Raw genomic sequence first — 18855 nt, 5'->3', positions numbered from 1 at the left:
TTTTAATTTCAGGCACGACTCCTGCAGAAGCTCCAGGGTATTCACCCGGAACCACGGAGTCGGCCCCATGACAACTTCACCCATTACCGCCCACATCATCCGCTCGGACGCCGAGGCCATCGCCGTCGCGCACAAACTTGCTGCACGCTTCGCCGTCGAAGCCAGCGTCCGTGACCGCGAGCGACGCCTGCCGGTGGCCGAACTGGACGAGTTCTCCGCCAGCGGTCTGTGGGGCGTCACCGTTCCCAAGGAATACGGCGGCGCGGGCGTGTCCTACGTGACGGTCGCCGAAGTGATCAAGATCATTTCCGCCGCCGACTCATCCCTCGGCCAGATCCCGCAAAACCATCTCGGCGTGCTCGACATCCTGTTGCAAACCGCCACCGAAGAGCAGAAGCGCTATTACTTCGGCAAAGTCCTGCAAGGCTACCGTTTCGGCAATGCTTTCTCCGAATCCAAAAGCAAAAACGCCGGGGCGTTTGAAACCCGCATTCGTTTCGACCAAGACACCGCGCAAATCGACGGCGAGAAGTTCTACTGCACTGGCGCGTTGTTCGCGCACATCGTGCCGGCGGTGGCGGTCAACGAACAGAATCAGGCGTTTATCGCGTTCATCGAACGCGACAACCCTGGCCTGACGGTGATCGACAGCTGGGATGGTTTCGGCCAGCGCACCACGGCCAGCGGTGGCGTCACGTTGAATGCGGTGAAAGTCCCGCTCAGCGCAGTGATTCCGGCCCACAAGGCGTTCGACGAGCCCACGGCCGACGGCCCGATCTCACAAATCATCCAGGCCGCCGTGGACACCGGCATCGCCGTCGGTGCATTGGAAGAAACCAAGCGCTACGCCCGTGAATCCCGGCCATGGATCGACAGCGGCCAGGATCACGGCTGGCAGGACCCGTTCAGCATCGCCGCCATCGGCGACCTCGAATGGCGAGTGCACGGCACCGAAGCGATCCTGAAAAAGGCTGGCCTCGCCATCGATCAAGCGTTACTCAGCCCCAACGAAGACACCGTGGCCCACGCCTCGGTCGTCGTCGCCCAAGCCAAAGTCTTGTCCGCCGAAATCGCCTTGCTCGCCAGCAGCAAGCTCTTCGAACTGGCCGGCACGCGCTCGGTGCTCGGCAAGTACAACCTCGACCGCCACTGGCGCAACGCCCGGACCCACACGTTGCACGACCCGGCGCGCTGGAAATACCACCTGATCGGCAACTACCTGCTCAACGGCGTGAAGCCCGCGCGCCACGCCTGGAACTGAGGAGCCCACCATGAACGCTTTGACCCAACCGATTATTGCCGGGCAACCCCTGGCCAAAAGTCTGCACGACTTGCACAACGCCCGCAGCCTGCTCGATGCAACGCTGCGCTTCGTTCGCCAACAGGCGCAAGTCACCGATGATCCTTACGTCATCAGCCGCTTCGGCGATTTGCACATCCGCATCGAAGTCGCCGCCGCACTACTCGAGCGCGCCGAAGACTTTCTGAACAGTCACGAAGACGATACCGAGATCAGCGTCGCCATCGCCGAATCGCATCTGGCCAGCGCCGAGGCCTTGAATGCTGCCAGCAACGCCGAATTCGAACTCACCGGCCAACGCACCGCATTGCACGGATCGCTGCACGACCCGCTGCGCTGGAAGCTCCACCTCATCGGCAACTTCCGCCTCAACGGCATCCATCCCCCTGGCTTTCCCAAACCTGAAAAGGGAGCTGTTTGATGGCCCGTGAAATTCGTCTCAACGCCTTTGACATGAACTGCGTCGGCCACCAGTCGCCCGGTTTGTGGGCGCATCCGCGGGATCGCTCCTGGCAGTACAAGGATCTGGAGTACTGGACCGATCTGGCGAAAATCCTTGAGCGTGGCAAGTTCGACGGCTTGTTCATCGCCGACGTGCTCGGCATCTACGACGTCTACAACGGCAACGGTGATGCGGCGATCCGTCAGGCGGCGCAGGTGCCGGTCAACGATCCGCTGCAACTGATCCCTCCGATGGCATTGGTCACCGAGCACTTGGGGTTCGGCCTGACCGCGTCGTTATCCTTCGAACACCCGTACCCGTTCGCCCGACGCCTGTCGACCCTCGATCACCTGACCAAGGGCCGCGCCGGCTGGAACATCGTCACTTCGTACCTGGAGAGCGGCGCGAAAAATCTCGGTCAGAAAAACCAGACCGAGCATGACGCCCGTTATGACTTTGCCGAGGAGTACCTGGAGGTTTGCTACAAGCTCTGGGAAGGCAGTTGGGAGGAGGGCGCGATCCTGCGTGATCGCGAGCGGCGGATCTTCAGTGACCCGAGCAAAATCCATGAAATCCAGCACGTCGGCAAACACTTCCAGGTGCCGGGCATTCACCTTTGCGAACCTTCGCCGCAGCGCACGCCTGTGTTGTATCAGGCCGGCGCGTCGAGTCGCGGCAAGCAATTCGCGGCGGAACATGCCGAATGCGTGTTTGTGGCGGCGCCGTCGAAAGTGCTGCTGAAGAAGACCGTTGCCGATATTCGTCGTCGTGCGGCTGAAGCGGGGCGCGATCCGAAGAAGGTCCTGATCTTCAACCTGCAAACGGTGATCCTCGGCGAGACCGACGCCAAGGCGAAGGCCAAGTTTGAGGAATACAAAACCTGGGTCAGCTACGAGGGCGCCATGGCGTTGATCTCGGGCTGGACCGGGATTGATTTCAGCCAGTTCAAACCGGATGAGCCGCTCAAGCACGTACACACCAATGCGATTCAGTCGGCGGTGGAGGCGTTCTCCACGGCGGACCCGAACAAGGTCTGGACCCCGAATGAATTGGCGGACTGGGTCGGTATCGGCGGGTTTGGACCGTTGTTTGTCGGCAGCCCGGAAACCGTTGCCGACCTGCTGCAAGAGTGGGTCGAAGAGACCGACGTGGACGGCTTCAACCTGGCCTATGCGTTGACCCATGAAACCTTTATCGACGCCGTGGAATTGCTGGTGCCGGAGTTGCAGAAGCGTGGCGTATACAAGACCGAATATGCGCCGGGGACTCTGCGCGAGAAGTTGTTTGGCGAAGGGCCGCGGTTGCCGGATATCCATCCAGGCGCGGGGTATCGGGACCTGGCGGCATTGCGGCAGCAGGAGAAGAAAGTGGTATCGGCGTAGACGCCTTCGCGGGCCAGCACATTCAACATCGATGGCGACTGATACACCGCCATCGCGAGCAGGGGATGGCGATAACCCTTCAGCCCAGCGGACCACCGCACGCTTTTGCCCATGAACAGGAGGTCAATCCATGAGCGTGCATGAACTCAAACGTCCGCCCAGTGCGGACACCGCCGAGTGGCAGGTCAAGGCGCCCCAGGCCCTGGAGCAATTGCGCCATTGGAGTCAGGTCAGTCCGTTGCAAACGGCGCTGCGGCACAAGCGTCATGGCCAGTGGTTTGTCTGGCGCTGGATCGATGCCTTGCGCGACGTCGAGCGTCTGGCCGATGGGTTGCGCCAGCAAGGGTTTACTGAAGACTCGCGGCTGGCCCTGAGCGGTGCCTTTGAACCGGATCTGTTGCTGCTGGCATTGGCTGCCCGGCATGTCGGCGGTGAAGTGCTGACGCTGCCCGACACCCTCGACGCCGAAGCTCTGCATAAAGCGCTGTGGCGCAGCCGTCCGACTCACGCTTTTATCCAGGGGCGGCAGACGCAGCAACTGTGGCTCAACCAAGGCCAAACGATGTTGAACTTCGCTGAGCTGCTCGGCCCGGTAGAACCACCACAACGCCTGCGCCTCGGGGTCAATGGCGCCCAACTCTGGAGCGAAGAGGGCACTCAATGGCAGGACGGCCTCAGCGTGTTGCTCGATCAATGGCTGACCAGCGGCCAAGCCCTGGCGTTCCCGGAAAGCCCCGGCAGCGCGAGCCGTGATCGCCGGGAAGTTGCTCCGTCCGGGTTGCTGCTCTCCGCCGAACGCCTGCAACGGCTAGCCGATGAAATCGACAGCCGCCTCGCACCGCTGGGCACCTGGCGCCGCCGCCTCTGTGACTGGGCCATCGCCCATCCCGAGAAAGGCCTGCAACGGCTGATCAAAAACCGTGTTCGCCGATTGCTGGGCTTCCACAACCTGCATTTCATCTGGCAAGCCACCCGCACCCCCGACGCTCAACCCGCGCCGACCTGGCTCGCCGAATTCAAACGGGACATCGCATGAGCTCGACCGATTCCATCCTGCAAGTCAGCGGCATCTCCTTGTCGTTTAAAGGCGTGAAGGCGATCAACGATTTGTCCTTCGACGTGCGCAAGGGCGAGATCTGCGCGCTGATCGGCCCCAACGGCGCGGGCAAGAGTTCGCTGCTCAACGTGTTGAACGGCGTGTATCGCTTTGATGCCGGCTCGATTGTCTTCGAGCAGCAGCCATTCAAACGCATCGACCCGCTGAGCGCCGCGCGCCGAGGCATCGGTCGCACGTTCCAGAACAACGCGCTGTTCAAGAAAATGAGCGTGATCGACAACATCCTCACCGGCCTGTCCCGGCACTTGCGCAGCAGTTTCATTGAGCAAGCCCTCAATCTGCCGCGTGCCCGTCGTGAAGCTGAAGACTTCCGTCAGCAGGCCCAAGGCATTCTCGAATTTCTCGAACTGCAAGCCCATCGCGACGTGCCGGTGGGCAATCTGTCCTACGGCCTGCAAAAGCGCGTGGAGCTGGGCCGTGCCTTGATCGCCGGGCCACGCCTGTTGCTGCTGGACGAACCGATGGCCGGGATGAACGCCGAAGAGAAACAGGAAATGGCCCGCTTCATCGCCGACATCAACCGCGACCTCGGCACCACCGTGGTCTTGATCGAACACGACATGAGTGTGGTCATGGGCCTGTCCGACCACGTGGTGGTACTCGATTACGGGCGCAAGGTCGGCGATGGCACGCCCGCCGAAGTGCAAGCCGATCCCGAAGTAATCGCGGCGTATCTGGGAGTGGTGCATTGATGACGTTCTTCTTCGAAACCCTGCTCGGCGGCTTGCTCGCCGGGACCATGTATTCGCTGGTCGCCATTGGTTTTGTGCTGATCTACAAGGCCAGCGGTGTATTCAATTTCGCCCAGGGCTCGATGCTGCTGTTCGCCGCACTGACCTTCGTCAGCCTGCACGACCAGGGTGTGCCGTTCGCGTTGGCACTATTGCTGACCGTGCTGGTGATGATCATCGGCGCGCTGCTGATCGAACGACTGGTGCTGCGGCCCCTGGTCAATCGCTCGCAGATAACCCTGTTTATGGCGACGCTGGGGCTGTCGTTCATCATCGAAGGCTTGGCTCAAGGACTGATGGGTTCGCAAGTGCGAGCGCTGGATCTGGGCATCGACGATGTGCCGATTTTCATCGGCGGGATGATGGTCAGCCAGTTCGACCTGATCGCCGCAGCCGCCGCCATCGTGCTGGTGACGGTGCTGGCGTTGCTGTTCAACAAGACCCGGATCGGCGTGTCCCTGCGCGCCGTGGCGGATGACACCACCGCCGCGTTGTCGATTGGCATCAACCTCAATCGGATCTGGCAGATCGTCTGGGCGGTGGCCGGCGTGGTCGGGCTGGTGGCCGGGTTGCTCTGGGGCGCTCGGCAAGGGGTGCAGTTTTCCCTGTCGCTGGTGGTACTCAAGGCCTTGCCGGTGTTGATCATTGGCGGCTTCACCTCGATTGGCGGGGCGATTGTCGGCGGGTTGATTGTCGGTGCGTCGGAGAACCTCGCCGAGGTCTACATCGGCCCGCTGATTGGCGGCGGCATCACGCCGTGGTTCGCCTATGTCCTGGCCTTGGCCTTCCTGTACATCCGTCCCGCCGGCCTGTTCGGCGAGCGCGCCATCGAGCGAGTCTGACCCCATGTCGATTTCCCTTACCCGCGAAACCGCGCCGTCGGTGCTGATCCAGCGGCGTGTACCGTTTGGATTGCTGGGCCTGTTGTTGATCGCTTTCGTGATCGTGCCGCTGACCGGCAACGACTATTGGCTGAACGCGATTTTGATTCCTTTTTTGGTGCTGTCCCTGGCCGGGCTCGGCCTCAACCTACTGACCGGTTACACCGGCCAGACCTCGGTCGGTGCGGCCGGGTTTATGGCGGTCGGCGCCTTCGCCACCTACGGTTTTCTGCTGCGACTGCCCGAATTGGGCTTGCCGGTCGCGCTATTGGGCGGCGGATTGATCAGCGCCGTAGTGGGTTTCGTCTTCGGCCTGCCGAGTTCGCGGATCAAAGGCTTTTACCTGATGGTCACGACGTTGGCGGCGCAATTCTTCCTCGAATGGCTGTTCGTCAAATTTCCCTGGTTCTACAACTACGGCTCCTCCGGGACCATTTCCGCCCCGAAACTGGCGCTGTTCGGCCATGACCTGAACACGCCCGTCGGCCGTTATCTACTGACGCTGACGACGGTGCTGCTGTTGACCTGGGTTGCGATCAACCTGGTGAAAAGCCAGATCGGCCGCAACTGGATGGCGATCCGCGACATGGACACTGCCGCCGCCGTGATCGGCATTCCGGTAGTGCGTTACAAGCATCTGGCGTTCGCCGTCAGCTCGTTCTACCTCGGCATCGCCGGGGCGTTGTGGGCCTTCGCCTACCTGGGCACCGCCAGCGCCAGCAGCTTCGATATCAATCGGTCGTTCCAGATCCTCTTCATCATCATTATCGGTGGCATGGGCAGCATTGCCGGCAACTTCGTCGGCGCGGCGTTTATCAGTTTGCTGCCGATCCTGCTCAGCCACGCCGGGCAAGCCTTGTTCGGCGGTTCGGTGGACGCCGGGCAACTGCAAAACCTGCAAAAAATAATCTTCGGCGTGCTGATCATCCTGTTCCTGATCAAGGAACCGGAAGGCCTGATTCGCCTGCTGAGCAATCTTCGTGAACGGCTGAGTCACTGGCCGCTGCGCTTCTGAATTCCTGACCTGATTAGAGAGACAACATGCGTGCATCCTTGAAACGTTCCCTGATTGGCGCCGCTCTGACGCTGGCAGTTTTCGGCAGTGCAGTCCCGGTAGTCCAGGCCTCGCCAGACCAGCAATTCTTCCCGTTGGCCACTTACCGGGTCGGCGCCTACGCCTCCAGTGGCGTGCAGGTGTGGGCCGGGATGCTCGATTACCTGAACTACATCAACGAGGTGGAAGGCGGGATCAACGGCGTCAAACTGGTCTGGCAGGAATGCGAGACCGAGTGGACGGCGGAGAAGGGCATCGAGTGCTATGAGCGCTTGAAGAAAGGCCTGGATGGTGCTCCGGTGGCGATCTATTCCCCCAACGGCGCCCCGGCGGCTTATGCCCTGAGCGAACGGGCGGAGGTCGACAAGATCCCGCTGATCACCCTCGGCTACGGGCGCACGGAAGCCACCGACGGCACGGTGTTCCCCTACAATTTTCCGGTGATGCTGACCTTCTACAGCGAGGCGTCGAGCCTGATCAACTACATCGCCCAACGCGAGGGCGGCTTCGACAAACTCAAGGGCAAGAAAATCGCCACGGTCTACCACGACTCGGCTTACGGCCGGGAAACCCTTGGCCCGCTGAAGTTGCTGGCCGAGAAGTACGGTTTCGAAAACATCCAGATTCCGGTGGCTGATCCGGGTAACGAACAATCGGCGCAATGGCGGCAGATCCGCCAACTCAACCCGGACTGGGTGTTCTTGCGCACCTGGGGTGTGTCGACGCCGGTCGCGGTCAAAACCGCTGCACGTTTTGGCTTCCCGGTGGACCACATCGTCGGCGATATCTGGGCCAGCTCCAGCGAAGACGTGTTGCCCGCAGGTGCCGCCGCCAAAGGTTATCTGGCGCTGACGCCATACCCGGCCGGCACGGATTTCGAGATCCATAAACGCCTCAAGCAGTACATCCTCGACAAGGGCAAAAGCGACCTCAAGGACCTGAAGAATTTCGGCAGCGTCTACTACAACTCCGGGCTGGTGAATGCTGCGGTCATGGTCGAAGCGATCCGCACAGCGCAGGGCAAGTTTGGTAAACGCCCCTTGAATGGCGAAGAAGGTCGCTGGGGCCTGGAACACTTGAATATCGACGACGCGCGGCTCAAGGACATGGGTTACTTCGGGCTGATGCAGAACCTCAAGTTGTCCTGCAAAGATCACGAGGGCGGCGGTTCGGCGCGGGTCCAGCAGTGGGACGGCGCCAACTGGACGCTGATCAGCGACTGGATCCCGGCGGATCGTGCCTTGTTGCGGCCATTGATCGATGAAAAATCAGCGGCGTTCGCCAAGGAAAAAGGCCTGACACCACGCACCTGCAACGGGGATGAATAAACCATGAGCCAGGCCGCCAGTGACATTGCTGCCAATGACCTGTTGCAGGTCAAAGACATCGAAGTGATCTACGACGGCGCGATCCTGGCCGTGGCCGGGGTGTCGCTGACGGTGCCCAAGGGCGGTATCGTCGCTTTGCTGGGGGCCAACGGCGCGGGCAAAAGCACCACGCTCAAGGCGATTTCCGGGCTGGTGCGGGCCGAACGCGCGGAAGTCAGTCGCGGCAGCATCGAGTTTCTCGGCCGCGACACGGCGGGCGTCGATCCGAGCGTGCGGGTGCGCCAAGGCATGGTCCATGTGCTGGAAGGCCGACACGTGTTCCCGCAGTTGACCGTCGAGGACAACCTGCGCAGCGGCGGGTTTGTTCGGCGTTTGAGTCGCCAGGACATGGCCCGGGACCTGGAGCGGATCTACGCCTGGTTCCCCCGGCTGAAAACCAAGCGCAAGACCCAGGCCGGGCTGACATCCGGTGGTGAACAGCAGATGGTTGCCATCGGTCGCGCGTTGATGACACGTCCTACTTTGGTACTGCTTGATGAACCATCGATGGGTTTGGCGCCTATTATCGTCCAGGAGATTTTCGAGATCGTCGCCCAGCTCAATCGCGACGAACAGGTGAGCTTCCTGATTGCCGAGCAAAACATTAATGTGGCGCTCAAGTACGCCTCCCATGCCTACGTGCTCGATACCGGGCGGGTCGTGTTGTCCGGCAGCGCCGAGGCACTGCTGGCCCGTGGCGATTTGCACGACTTCTACCTGGGTAAACACTGACCATGAGAACGCCATGAATCAAACCTCCAGCGGACAGGCGACCGACGCCATCCGCCACGCAGACATCCTGATCATCGGCGGAGGCCTCAGCGGCGCGATGCTGGCGGCGCAGTTACTGCGTTTACCCGGCCAGCGTTCAGTGCTGGTGATTGAACCCCGCGCCGAACTCGGCCGGGGCGAGGCCTACAGCGCAGTCGAGTTGGGCCATACGTTGAACGGCAACGCGGCGAGGATGAGCGTCGACCCGGACAACGCCGATGACCTGACCCAATGGCTGACCGAATACATCGCGGCCGGTGGTTGGCCGGAGTCGGACCAGCAGCATGTGCCGGTCAGTGAGTTGTTTGCGCCGCGGGGGCTTTTCGGCCTGTACGTGCAGCAACGGCTGGCCGAAGCGAAAGCAGTTGGGGCGTTGAACGGTTCGAGTGTCGAGCATGTGCGGGCTGAAGTGGTTGACCTGCAAACCTTCGATGATTCAGTACGGCTGACCCTGAGCGACGGTCAACGCTTGCAGGGGGCTTTTGCGGTACTGGCCACGGGGATGTTCCCCGCCGCCCGCACGCCGCAGACCGAGTCCAGCGGTTTGAACGCGGCAGCGCTTGATCCGTGGGACGTCGCCGCCATGCGGCAGCTCGACCCGCACTCTACGGTGCTGATCATCGGCTCGGGCCTGACCATGGTCGATGCGCTGGTGTCGCTGGAACAGGCCGGGCATCGCGGGCCGATTGAAGTGTTCTCCCGGCATGGGTTGCTGCCGCATGTGCGGCGGCAACCACCGGCCTGGGTGGATTTTCTCGCCGAGGACCACAGCATTCGTACACCGCGTCAACTGGTGCGCGAGCTGCGCAGGCATTGCAAGGACGCCATTGCCCAAGGCATCGACTGGCAATCACCGCTCGACACCGTGCGCGCACACATCGGCCGGTTGTGGAGTCAGGCGACGGACGTGCAGCGTCGGCAATTCGTACGGCACGTGCGGCCGTGGTGGGAGAGTCATCACCACCGCTCGCCACCACTGAGTGCCGAGTTGGTGGAGCGCTTGCACGAGGAAGGGCGGCTGCGGATTCACGCCGCATCGTTCAAAGGCCTGGAGCCTGTTGTGGGCGGTGAAGTGCGCATCCGGATCCGGCGGCGTGGCGAGACTGAAACGGTGGTCGCCAGCGGCGCGGCGTTGATCAACTCCAGCGGCATCGAATACGACTGGCGCCGGGTCGCCCGACCGCTGCCGCAACAGTTGCTGGCCCGTGGGCTGATCCGGCCAGGGCCGTTGGCGCTGGGGATTGCGGCGGCGGTGGATGGCGCGGTGCTGGACGCCGAAGGGCGGGTTGCCCAACGGTTATTTGCCATGGGCCCGCCGTTGCGTGGCATGTGGTGGGAGAGTACGGCGGTGACGGACGTGGTGAGCCAGGCAAAGGCCTTGGCGGCGCATCTGGCGGATGTCCGCAAATAAGGAAGCGTGAGCCGATAAAGAAACCTGTGGCGAGGGAGCTTGCTCCCGCTGAGGCGCGAAGCGGCTCTTGCTTTACCTGAAAAGCAGAGGACTGCTGAGCAGTCCAGCGGGAGCAAGCTCCCTCGCCACAGGTTGATCTCGGCCTTTTATTTTTTCTTAACGTGTCAGGAATCGAAACGCCATGAAAGCACTGATCTTCGGCGCCACCGGCATGGTCGGCCAAGGCGTACTGCGCGAAAGCCTGCTCGCGGCGGATGTCGAGCAGGTGGTCGTCGTCGGCCGAACGGCGGTCGAGACGACGGACCCCAAGCTGCAATCGCTGGTGGTGCCGGACTTGACCCGGCTAGGTGCGGTCGAAACGCAACTGCAAGGCTTCGACGCCTGCTTTTTCTGCCTGGGCGTTTCATCGTCCGGCATGGATGAAGCGCAGTATTCGCGCCTCACCTATGACCTGACCCTGGCAGTGGCCGAGGGGTTGGCGCGGCTCAATCCGAACATGACCTTTGTGTACGTCTCGGGTGCTGGCACTGACAGTTCTGAAAAGGGCAAAAGCATGTGGGCGCGGGTCAAGGGGCGTACCGAGAACGCCTTGCAGCGCTTGCCGTTCAAAGCGGTTTACCTGTTTCGACCGGGGGTGATCCAGCCGTTGAATGGTGCGGTCTCCAAGACTTCGGCGTATCGCTGGACTTACATCGTGATGGGGCCGTTGTTGCCGCTTTTGAGACGGCTATTTCCGCGGCATGTGCTGACTACCGTTTCGGTTGGGCAGGCGATGTTGGGGGTTGTCAGAAAGGGTTATACGACTGCTGTGATGGAAGCGGCGGATATTCAGGCTGCGGCGCTCAGGGGTTAGTGAACTGGGCGCCGAACTCCTGTGGAAGCGAGCCTGCTCGCGATAGCGGTGTATCAGGCAGCAGTGATGTTGGATGTGACGGCCTCTTCGCGAGCAAGCCCGCTCCCACAGGGGGTTTGTGGTGTTTTATCGAGCCAGGTCAGGCGTTACTGAGCATTTCGATCAAACGCTCTGGCCACACCGTTTCGCGGGTTGCTTGCAGTTCGGTCACGGACCACCACTTGTGCTCGGTCATTACCCGAGCTTCGTCGACCGTCCAGCCGTCGCGGGACAGCAGTTCGCCGTCGGCGCGAACCACAAAATAGCGTTCCACGGACAAGACCTTTTCACCGCTGGGCAACATCATCGAAAAATGCCGTTCACCCACGCAAGCGCCCACGCTGTCGACTTGCAAGCCGGTTTCTTCACGCAGTTCACGAATCGCTGCAGCTTCGAAGGTTTCACCATCCTCAACACCACCACCGGGTGTTGCCCAATAGTCGCGACCATCGAGGGCATCGCCCTTGTGCTGGAAGCGAAACAACAGGACTTGATTGACGGGGTTGATGACGAGGAGTCTGGCGGCGTTGCGTTGGCGCATTGTTGATTCTCTGTCCATAGAAAGTGTCTGGCGGGCATAGAAAGATTGTGGCGAGGGGGCTTGCCCCCGTTGGGTTGCGGAGCGACCCCAATTCCGGCTCTGCGGTCTATCAGAGAGGAACCAGAGATTGGTTTTAGGGCTGCTGCGCAGCCCAGCGGGAGCAAGCTCCCTCGCCACAGGTTTCGAGTAAACCCAAGAATGCTGTCCTCACCCAGCGACAGCATTCACTTTAACGTTATTACGCAACCACTTGATAACACGGCACATAGGCCGCGCCACCCGGCAGTTTCATGCGGTGCTGGGCCACGAAGGCCTTGAGCAACTGATCCAGCGGTTGCATCACCGCCGCATCGCCACGGATCTGGTACGGCCCGTGCTCTTCGATCAGGCGGATGCCCTTGTCCTTGACGTTGCCGGCAACGATGCCGGAGAACGCCCGACGCAGGTTGGCGGCGAGTTCGTGGGCCGGCAGTTTACGGCTCAGTTGCAGGCTGGCCATGTTTTCGTGGGTCGGATCGAACGGGCGCTGGAAGCCCTCGTCGATTTTCAGCAACCAGTTGAAATGGAAGGCGTCGTTGCGCTCGCGGCGGAACTGCTTGACCTCTTTCAGGCCAGCGGTCATCTGCCGCGCCACTTCGGCCGGGTCGTCGATGATGATCGTGTAGTGCTGCTTGGCGGCTTCACCCAGGGTGGCGCCGACGAACGCGTCCAGTTGTTCCAGGTACGGTGCCGCATGTTTCGGTCCGGTGAGGACGACCGGGAAGGGCAGGCCTTCATTGTCCGGGTGCATCAGGATGCCCAGCAGGTACAGGAATTCTTCGGCAGTACCGGCGCCGCCCGGGAAGATGATGATGCCGTGGCCGACGCGGACGAAGGCTTCCAGGCGTTTTTCGATGTCTGGCAGGATCACCAGTTCGTTGACGATCGGGTTTGGCGCTTCGGCGGCGATGATCCCCGGCTCGGTCAGGCCGAGGTAGCGGCCGCCGTGGATGCGCTGCTTGGCGTGGGCAATGGTCGCGCCTTTCATCGGGCCTTTCATCACGCCAGGGCCGCAACCGGTGCAAATGTCCAGGCTGCGCAGGCCCAGTTCGTGGCCGACTTTCTTAGTGTATTTGTATTCTTCGGTGTTGATCGAGTGGCCGCCCCAGCACACGACGATCTTCGGCTCGACGCCAGGGCGCAGGGTGCGGGCGTTGCGCAGCAGGTGGAAGACGTAGTCGCTGATACCCTGGGAGGTGCTCAGGTCGATGCGCTGGGCGTCCAGTTCGTTTTCGGTGTAGACGATGTCGCGCAGGGCGCTGAACAGCATTTCACGGGTGCTGGCGATCATTTCGCCGTCGACGAAGGCGTCGGCCGGAGCGTTCAGCAGTTCCAGGCGTACGCCACGGTCTTGCTGGTGAATGCGGATTTCGAAGTCCTTGTAGGCTTCAAGGATGGTTTTGGCGTTATCAACGTGGGCGCCGGTGTTGAGGATGGCCAGGGCGCACTGGCGGAACAGGGTGTAGGTGCTGCCGGAACCGGCTTCGCTCAGTTGCTGAACTTCACGTTGGGACAGGGTTTCCAGGCTGCCTTTGGGGCTGACCGAGGCGTTGATTACTTGTCGTTGGGTCATTCAATGATCCTTAAAACGATGCCATTCATAGAGGAGGAGCGACTGGCATCCGAATAATATGTATCCATGAAAGAAGATGGCACGAACTGCGGTGTCTCGCCATGTTCTCCTTTTGACGATGAAAAGATGAAAAGGAGCCCCAGCATAGCTAAATCCTGCGATGAGGCGATAATGCCCCGCACGCTTTTTGCCCACTGACTCAAGGACGCTAGCCAAGATGTTCGAAATCCAGCCGATGAATGCCGAAACCTTTCGACGCCAGACCCGGCGCAGCACGGTGATCATCGCCCTGATTTTCCTGGCGCTGGCGATGGTGTTGTCGACCGGGGCCGTGGCGCTGTTCGGTGAGCCCGGCGGTGACAATCTGCGGTTCAATGTTGGTGGCGTGTTTGTCGCGGTGCTGCTGATGGCGGCGCTGATGCGCGGCAAGTTCTGGCACCAGGCGTGGATGGCCCCGGCCGTCTACGGCTGGCGGCTCAAGCGCAGTCTGATGCGCGTCACCAACGTCATGCACCAGGTGACGGCGGCGGTGGAGAAGGACGATCCGAACGCCATGAAGCTGCTGCGCTTCTACCATCTGGGGTTGAACCAGATGCACGAACTGGACGGCAACTCCAGCGATCACAGCCAGTTGATCCGCGAGATGGATAAACACAAGGAGCGGATGGAAGCGTTAGGTCTCGACATCGAGCAAATGCAACTGAACCCGGCGTGGCTCGAAGCCTTGAAGAAAACCCCCGCCTGACCCGTTTCAAACCCGCAGCCGCAGGGTTTCAAACAGTTGTAGGTCTTCCTTTTTGGCCGAACGGGCATGGCGCCGAATGACCTGCAACAGGCAATCGGTGAAGCACTGCGCCGGATTGCTCAGTGCACCGTTGCGGCGTGTCACGATGCTCAACTGTCGCGGTTCGAACTGTTCAGTCAGCGGCAGAGAAACCACTCGACCGAGGAAGGGCGGGGCAATACTGACGATGGACGGGCCCCAGGTGCACATGTCGGCCCGCTCGACCATCATCTGCAGGATCGCCAGTGAGTGGGCGCGGACGATACGGTTCTCATCGATCTGCGCGCCGTGTTGCCAGAACAACTCCTGCATCAGCCCGTCGTGTCCGTCTGGTGCGTAGTTCAGCGTCCAGTTTTCCTCCAGCAGTTCATGGATCGATCGAGCGTTCTGCCGGGCATGGCCCTGGCGGACCAGCACCGACGTCTGGTAATCGAGCAGTGTTTCGCAGGCAAACTCCTGGGTTGATTGCGCCGGGTGAAGCTGGCCGATTGCAAAGTCCATGCTGCCATCGCGCAGCAGCGGCTGGGCCACGGCCATCAGGCTTTCGAACAACTCCAGGCGGATTTGCGGCATGCGCTCGCGAAAAGCCAGGACCACTTCGGGCAGGAACGTCAGGGCGATCCACGGCGTGATCCCGACACAGAGCCGGCCCTGAGCCTTGCCACGCATGTGATCGAGCTCGGTTTGCGCGTGTTCCAGTTGCTTGATCACCAGTCGGGCGTGGGTCAGCAGCACTTTGCCGTACTCGGTGAAGTTCAGGCCGCTGGCGGTTCGGGTGAACAGCGGTAGTTGCTGGCTGGTTTCCAGCTCTCGCAGCGCTTTGGTCACGGCGGCCTGGGAAATCTCCAGCGAACGGGCGGCCGCACGAATGCTGCCGGTTTCGGCGCTGGCGATCAGCGCTTGTAATTGATGCAGTTTCATCTGCTCACCCTGATGACAACTAATGGTTGTCATCATAACCAAACTGCGTCTCCCCAGCCCAGAGCCTGTTCCCTAAGATCCACCCCATCAACCGCTCAGCTCTTGTCGAAGGGGAACAACAATGGATGTCGGCCATGTCCTGCCTGGTATTGCAGCGCTGCAAGATGAAATGATCGCGTTGCGTCACAGCCTTCACGCGCATCCCGAACTGGGTTTTGAAGAGTTCGCCACCGGCGAGCGCGTTGCTGAGTGTCTGGCGCGTTGGGGCTTCCAGGTCAGCACCGGCGTTGGCAAGACCGGCGTCGTTGGCACCCTGAAAAATGGCGAGGGCCGGTCCATCGGCCTGCGCGCCGACATGGATGCACTACCGATTCAGGAAACCACCGGTTTGCCCTATGCCAGCCGCATCGATGGCGTCATGCATGCCTGCGGCCACGACGGTCACACGGCCACCCTGTTGGCCGCCGCCAGGCATCTGGCGCAGACCCGGGCGTTCAACGGCACGTTGCAGCTGATTTTCCAACCGGCTGAAGAAGGGCTGGGCGGCGCGAGGAAAATGCTCGAGGACGGACTGCTCGAACGGTTCCCCTGTGACGCGATCTTCGCCATGCATAACGTGCCGGGCTATCCCGCCGGGCACTTGGGGTTCTACAGCGGACCGTTCATGGCGTCTGCCGACACCGTGACGATCAACATCATCGGCAACGGAGGGCATGGCGCGGTGCCGCACAAAGCGGTCGACCCGGTGGTGGTCTGCTCGTCGATTGTGATTGCGCTGCAAAGCATCGTCTCGCGCAACGTCAACCCGCAGGACGTGGCGATTATCACGGTGGGCTCCATCCATGCCGGAAGCGCCTCGAATGTCATCCCGTCCACTGCACAGATGAGCCTGAGCGTACGGGCATTGACCCCCGAGATTCGCCAGTTGCTCGAAGTCAGAATTACCGAGCTGGTCAACGGTCAGGCCGCCAGTTTCGGTGCCCGGGCCGAGATCGATTATCAGCATTGTCATCCGGTGTTGATCAACCATCCCGAGCCCACCGCGTTTGCCCGAGAGGTCGCCCGGGAGTGGCTCGGCGAAGAGCACCTGATCGACAACCTGCGGCCCTTTACGGCGAGTGAGGATTTTGCCTTCATCCTGGAGAAATGCCCCGGCAGTTACCTCGTAATCGGCAATGGCGATGGCGAAAGCGGCTGCCTGCTGCACAACCCCGGCTATGACTTCAATGATGCTTGCCTGCCAATTGGCGCGAGTTACTGGGTCAAACTGGTCGAAAGTTTTCTGAGTTGAGACGCCGGATTGTCGAGCGTCAATCTGTACAAACATCGTCTGCGGCCTGAAGAGGAACAATAAAAATGAACAAGATGATTGCGGCTGTTTCACTGGTTTGCCTGACGGCATCGAGCCTGGCCGGCGCGGCTGACTGGTCTGGCAAAGTCCTGAAACTGGGCGTCGACCCGACGTACCCGCCGCTGGAATACAAAAACCAGGACGGCACGCTGACCGGCTTCGGAGTCGATATCGCCGAAGCGCTGTGCGCGGAGCTCAAAGCCCGCTGTGTCTGGGTTGAAAGCAGCTGGGACGGGATGATCCCGGCGCTGCTGGCGCGTAAGTTCGACGCGGTGGCGTCGTCGATGACCGTGACGCCCAAGCGCCTGGAGCAGATTGCGTTTACCGACAAAGTCTCCAACGCGCCGGCACGACTGGTGGTCAAGCGAGGATCGGGTTTGTTGCCGACCCTCGAATCGCTCAAGGGCAAACGTATTGGCGTGGAGCAGGGCTCGACCCAGGAGGCGTATGCCAAAGCCGTCTGGGGTTCCAAGGGTGTGGACGTTCTGTCCTATCAGAATCAGGACCAGGTGTACGCCGACCTGGTGGTGGGACGACTCGATGCCTCGCTGCAGGGCGCCATTCAGGCCAGTTACGGCTTCCTGGGTACAACGGCGGGCAAGGACTATGAATTTTCCGGCGCGACACTGGATGATCCGGGCTTTTTCGGCGTCGGTGACGGCATCGGCTTGCGCAAGAGCGATGTCGAGTTACGCGAGGATCTGAACAAGGCGCTGGCGAACATTCTGGCTAACGGTACTTACGCGCGGATCAACAAAAAGTACTTCGACTTCGACGTCTACGGCGCGAAATAACGCCGCCTCGCGACTATGGGCAGGGCGGTCGACCAGGCCGCTCTGTTTCAGCATCCCCTTCACCTCAACCTAATAAGAACAAGGAGAGTGAAATGCTTCTGGAAGGCTTTGGCCCGCAAATCCTGCTGGGCACACTGGCCACGATCAAACTGGCGCTGTGGTCATTGTTGATCGCGGTCCTGGCAGGCCTGCTCGGTGCCAGTTCCAAGTTGTCCTCCAACCGTTTATTGCGGGCGTTGGCCACCGGTTACACCACGGTGATCCGCAGCATGCCGGACCTGGTGATCATGTTGCTGCTGTTCTTCAGCCTGCAGATGCTGCTCAACCGTATGACCGATTGGCTGGGCGTCAGTCAGATCGACATCGACCCGTTTTTGGCCGGCGTTCTGACCCTGGCTTTTATTTACGGGGCTTACTTTACCGAGACATTTCGCGGCGCCTTCCAGGCCGTGCCGGCTGGCCAGCTCGAAGCAGCGCGGGCTTACGGCATGAGCCGGGGAAAAACCTTTCGCAAGGTGCTGTTCCCGCAAATGCTGCGTCATGCGTTGCCGGGCATTGGCAATAACTGGCAGGTGTTGATCAAGTCGACTGCGCTGGTATCGATCATCGGCCTGACCGATGTGGTCAAGGCTACCCAGGACGCGGGCAAGGGCTCCATGCAGTTCTTTTATTTCACGTTGGTGGGCGGCCTGATTTACCTGGCCATCACTACGCTGTCCAACGGCGTGTTGCTGTGGCTTGAGCACCGTTACTCGGTGGGTGTCAGGAAGGCTGCGTTATGACCGGTATTTTCGAGGACTACTGGCAGGCTTACCTGTGGAGTGACGGGCCGCACTTTTCCGGGTTGGCGGTGACCTTGTGGCTGCTGATTCTGGCGGTGGTGAGCGGCTTCCTGCTCGCGGTGCCGTTGTCGATTGCCCGCGTCAGCCGCAATCCGCTGCTCCGTTTACCGGTCTGGTTTTACACCTACGTGTTTCGCGGTACCCCGTTGTACATCCAGCTGCTGTTCTTCTACACCGGGGTGTACAGCCTGCACGTGGTTCGGTCCCAGGATTTTCTCAACGCGTTTTTCCGAGATGGCTTTAACTGCACGGTGCTGGCGTTCGGGCTCAATACCTGTGCCTACATGACCGAAATCTTTGCCGGCTCGATCAGGGCGACTCCTCACGGAGAAATCGAGGCCGCTAGTGCCTATGGGATGAGCCGGTTCACCCTCTATCGCCGAATCATACTGCCGTCGGCGTTACGCCGGGCTCTACCGTTTTTCAGCAATGAAGTGATTCTGATGCTGCATTCCACCTCGGTGGCGTTTACCGCCACGGTGCCCGATTTGCTGAAGATTGCCCGGGACGTCAATTCGGCAACCTACGCCTCGTTCAGCGCGTTTGGCATTGCCGGAGTGCTGTATGCCGCCAGCGCATTTTTCCTGATCTGGCTGTTCCGGCGCGGCGAACTGCATTGGCTGGCCTATCTCAACCCACGCACGCATTGACCCATCGGACTT

19 protein-coding genes are annotated in these 18855 nt (G+C 60.9%); 16 read left to right on the top strand and 3 right to left on the bottom strand.

Annotation, left to right across the window (positions count from 1 at the left end; genetic code table 11):
- The first annotated feature begins 67 nt into the window (after positions 1-67).
- The 11 genes from AC1MEW_RS23750 to AC1MEW_RS23700 all read left to right on the top strand — a co-directional run bounded on the left by AC1MEW_RS23750 (position 68) and on the right by AC1MEW_RS23700 (position 11309).
- The gene (locus AC1MEW_RS23750) at positions 68-1261 is read left to right on the top strand and encodes an SfnB family sulfur acquisition oxidoreductase (RefSeq protein ID WP_201257513.1); all 1194 of its coding nucleotides are present in this window, start codon (positions 68-70) and stop codon (positions 1259-1261) included.
- 10 nt (positions 1262-1271) lie between these two features.
- The gene (locus tag AC1MEW_RS23745; RefSeq protein ID WP_480423788.1) at positions 1272-1721 is read left to right on the top strand and encodes an acyl-CoA dehydrogenase; all 450 of its coding nucleotides are present in this window, start codon (positions 1272-1274) and stop codon (positions 1719-1721) included.
- A complete protein-coding gene (locus AC1MEW_RS23740; RefSeq protein WP_323570410.1) occupies positions 1721-3124 on the top strand; it encodes an LLM class flavin-dependent oxidoreductase in 1404 nt (467 codons plus the stop codon). Before AC1MEW_RS23745 ends, AC1MEW_RS23740 begins: the two co-directional genes overlap by 1 nt.
- A gap of 130 nt (positions 3125-3254) precedes the next feature.
- Positions 3255-4160 carry an AMP-binding protein gene (locus tag AC1MEW_RS23735; RefSeq protein WP_480423787.1) on the top strand — a complete coding sequence of 302 codons (906 nt, stop codon included), beginning with the start codon at positions 3255-3257 and terminating at the stop codon, positions 4158-4160.
- Positions 4157-4933 (top strand): ABC transporter ATP-binding protein, encoded by a 777-nt coding sequence (locus AC1MEW_RS23730; RefSeq protein ID WP_480423786.1) that lies wholly within the window; start codon positions 4157-4159, stop codon positions 4931-4933. The genes AC1MEW_RS23735 and AC1MEW_RS23730 overlap by 4 nt, the downstream gene beginning before the upstream one ends.
- On the top strand, positions 4933-5814 hold the full coding sequence (locus AC1MEW_RS23725; protein WP_201257508.1) for a branched-chain amino acid ABC transporter permease: 882 nt from the start codon (positions 4933-4935) through the stop codon (positions 5812-5814). Before AC1MEW_RS23730 ends, AC1MEW_RS23725 begins: the two co-directional genes overlap by 1 nt.
- Positions 5815-5818: 4 nt before the next feature.
- A complete protein-coding gene (locus AC1MEW_RS23720) occupies positions 5819-6868 on the top strand; it encodes a branched-chain amino acid ABC transporter permease (protein ID WP_201257507.1) in 1050 nt (349 codons plus the stop codon).
- A gap of 26 nt (positions 6869-6894) precedes the next feature.
- The gene (locus tag AC1MEW_RS23715; protein ID WP_480423784.1) at positions 6895-8235 is read left to right on the top strand and encodes an ABC transporter substrate-binding protein; all 1341 of its coding nucleotides are present in this window, start codon (positions 6895-6897) and stop codon (positions 8233-8235) included.
- 3 nt (positions 8236-8238) lie between these two features.
- Positions 8239-9006, top strand: a complete 768-nt coding sequence (locus AC1MEW_RS23710; RefSeq protein ID WP_201257505.1) for an ABC transporter ATP-binding protein — start codon at positions 8239-8241, stop codon at positions 9004-9006.
- A gap of 13 nt (positions 9007-9019) precedes the next feature.
- Positions 9020-10456 carry an FAD/NAD(P)-binding protein gene (locus AC1MEW_RS23705; RefSeq protein WP_480423782.1) on the top strand — a complete coding sequence of 479 codons (1437 nt, stop codon included), beginning with the start codon at positions 9020-9022 and terminating at the stop codon, positions 10454-10456.
- A 181-nt stretch (positions 10457-10637) separates the two neighbouring features.
- Complete coding sequence (locus AC1MEW_RS23700) at positions 10638-11309, top strand: NAD(P)H-binding protein (RefSeq protein WP_322268234.1); 672 nt, start codon at positions 10638-10640, stop codon at positions 11307-11309.
- 139 nt (positions 11310-11448) lie between these two features.
- Here the strand turns inward: AC1MEW_RS23700 and AC1MEW_RS23695 are convergent, their stop codons facing one another.
- Both AC1MEW_RS23695 and ppnN read right to left on the bottom strand, forming a co-directional pair.
- Positions 11449-11889: an NUDIX hydrolase gene (locus AC1MEW_RS23695; RefSeq protein WP_201257502.1), complete on the bottom strand. Its 441-nt coding sequence runs from the start codon at positions 11887-11889 to the stop codon at positions 11449-11451.
- A 238-nt stretch (positions 11890-12127) separates the two neighbouring features.
- Complete coding sequence (gene ppnN, locus AC1MEW_RS23690) at positions 12128-13501, bottom strand: nucleotide 5'-monophosphate nucleosidase PpnN (protein WP_201257501.1); 1374 nt, start codon at positions 13499-13501, stop codon at positions 12128-12130.
- Between the two features lie 217 nt (positions 13502-13718).
- Here ppnN and AC1MEW_RS23685 point away from each other — a divergent pair, with 217 nt between their 5' ends.
- Positions 13719-14246 carry a DUF3087 domain-containing protein gene (locus AC1MEW_RS23685; protein WP_201257500.1) on the top strand — a complete coding sequence of 176 codons (528 nt, stop codon included), beginning with the start codon at positions 13719-13721 and terminating at the stop codon, positions 14244-14246.
- Positions 14247-14252: 6 nt separating this feature from the next.
- Here AC1MEW_RS23685 and AC1MEW_RS23680 read toward each other — a convergent pair whose 3' ends face one another.
- The gene (locus AC1MEW_RS23680) at positions 14253-15242 is read right to left on the bottom strand and encodes a LysR family transcriptional regulator (RefSeq protein ID WP_201257499.1); all 990 of its coding nucleotides are present in this window, start codon (positions 15240-15242) and stop codon (positions 14253-14255) included.
- A gap of 85 nt (positions 15243-15327) precedes the next feature.
- On the opposite strand from AC1MEW_RS23680, the gene AC1MEW_RS23675 reads away from it, so the two are divergent.
- The 4 genes from AC1MEW_RS23675 to AC1MEW_RS23660 all read left to right on the top strand — a co-directional run bounded on the left by AC1MEW_RS23675 (position 15328) and on the right by AC1MEW_RS23660 (position 18843).
- Complete coding sequence (locus AC1MEW_RS23675) at positions 15328-16497, top strand: M20 aminoacylase family protein (RefSeq protein WP_480423781.1); 1170 nt, start codon at positions 15328-15330, stop codon at positions 16495-16497.
- A 65-nt stretch (positions 16498-16562) separates the two neighbouring features.
- Positions 16563-17351 (top strand): ABC transporter substrate-binding protein, encoded by a 789-nt coding sequence (locus AC1MEW_RS23670; protein ID WP_201257497.1) that lies wholly within the window; start codon positions 16563-16565, stop codon positions 17349-17351.
- Positions 17352-17443: 92 nt separating this feature from the next.
- A complete protein-coding gene (locus AC1MEW_RS23665; RefSeq protein ID WP_201257496.1) occupies positions 17444-18133 on the top strand; it encodes an ABC transporter permease in 690 nt (229 codons plus the stop codon).
- Positions 18130-18843: an ABC transporter permease gene (locus AC1MEW_RS23660; protein ID WP_201257495.1), complete on the top strand. Its 714-nt coding sequence runs from the start codon at positions 18130-18132 to the stop codon at positions 18841-18843. Before AC1MEW_RS23665 ends, AC1MEW_RS23660 begins: the two co-directional genes overlap by 4 nt.
- Positions 18844-18855: the final 12 nt, after the last annotated feature.

This window comes from Pseudomonas sp. ASL4 (assembly GCF_056680395.1).
The sequence above is the reverse complement of the archived record's forward strand: the minus strand, read 5'-3'. Positions and strand labels throughout refer to the sequence as shown.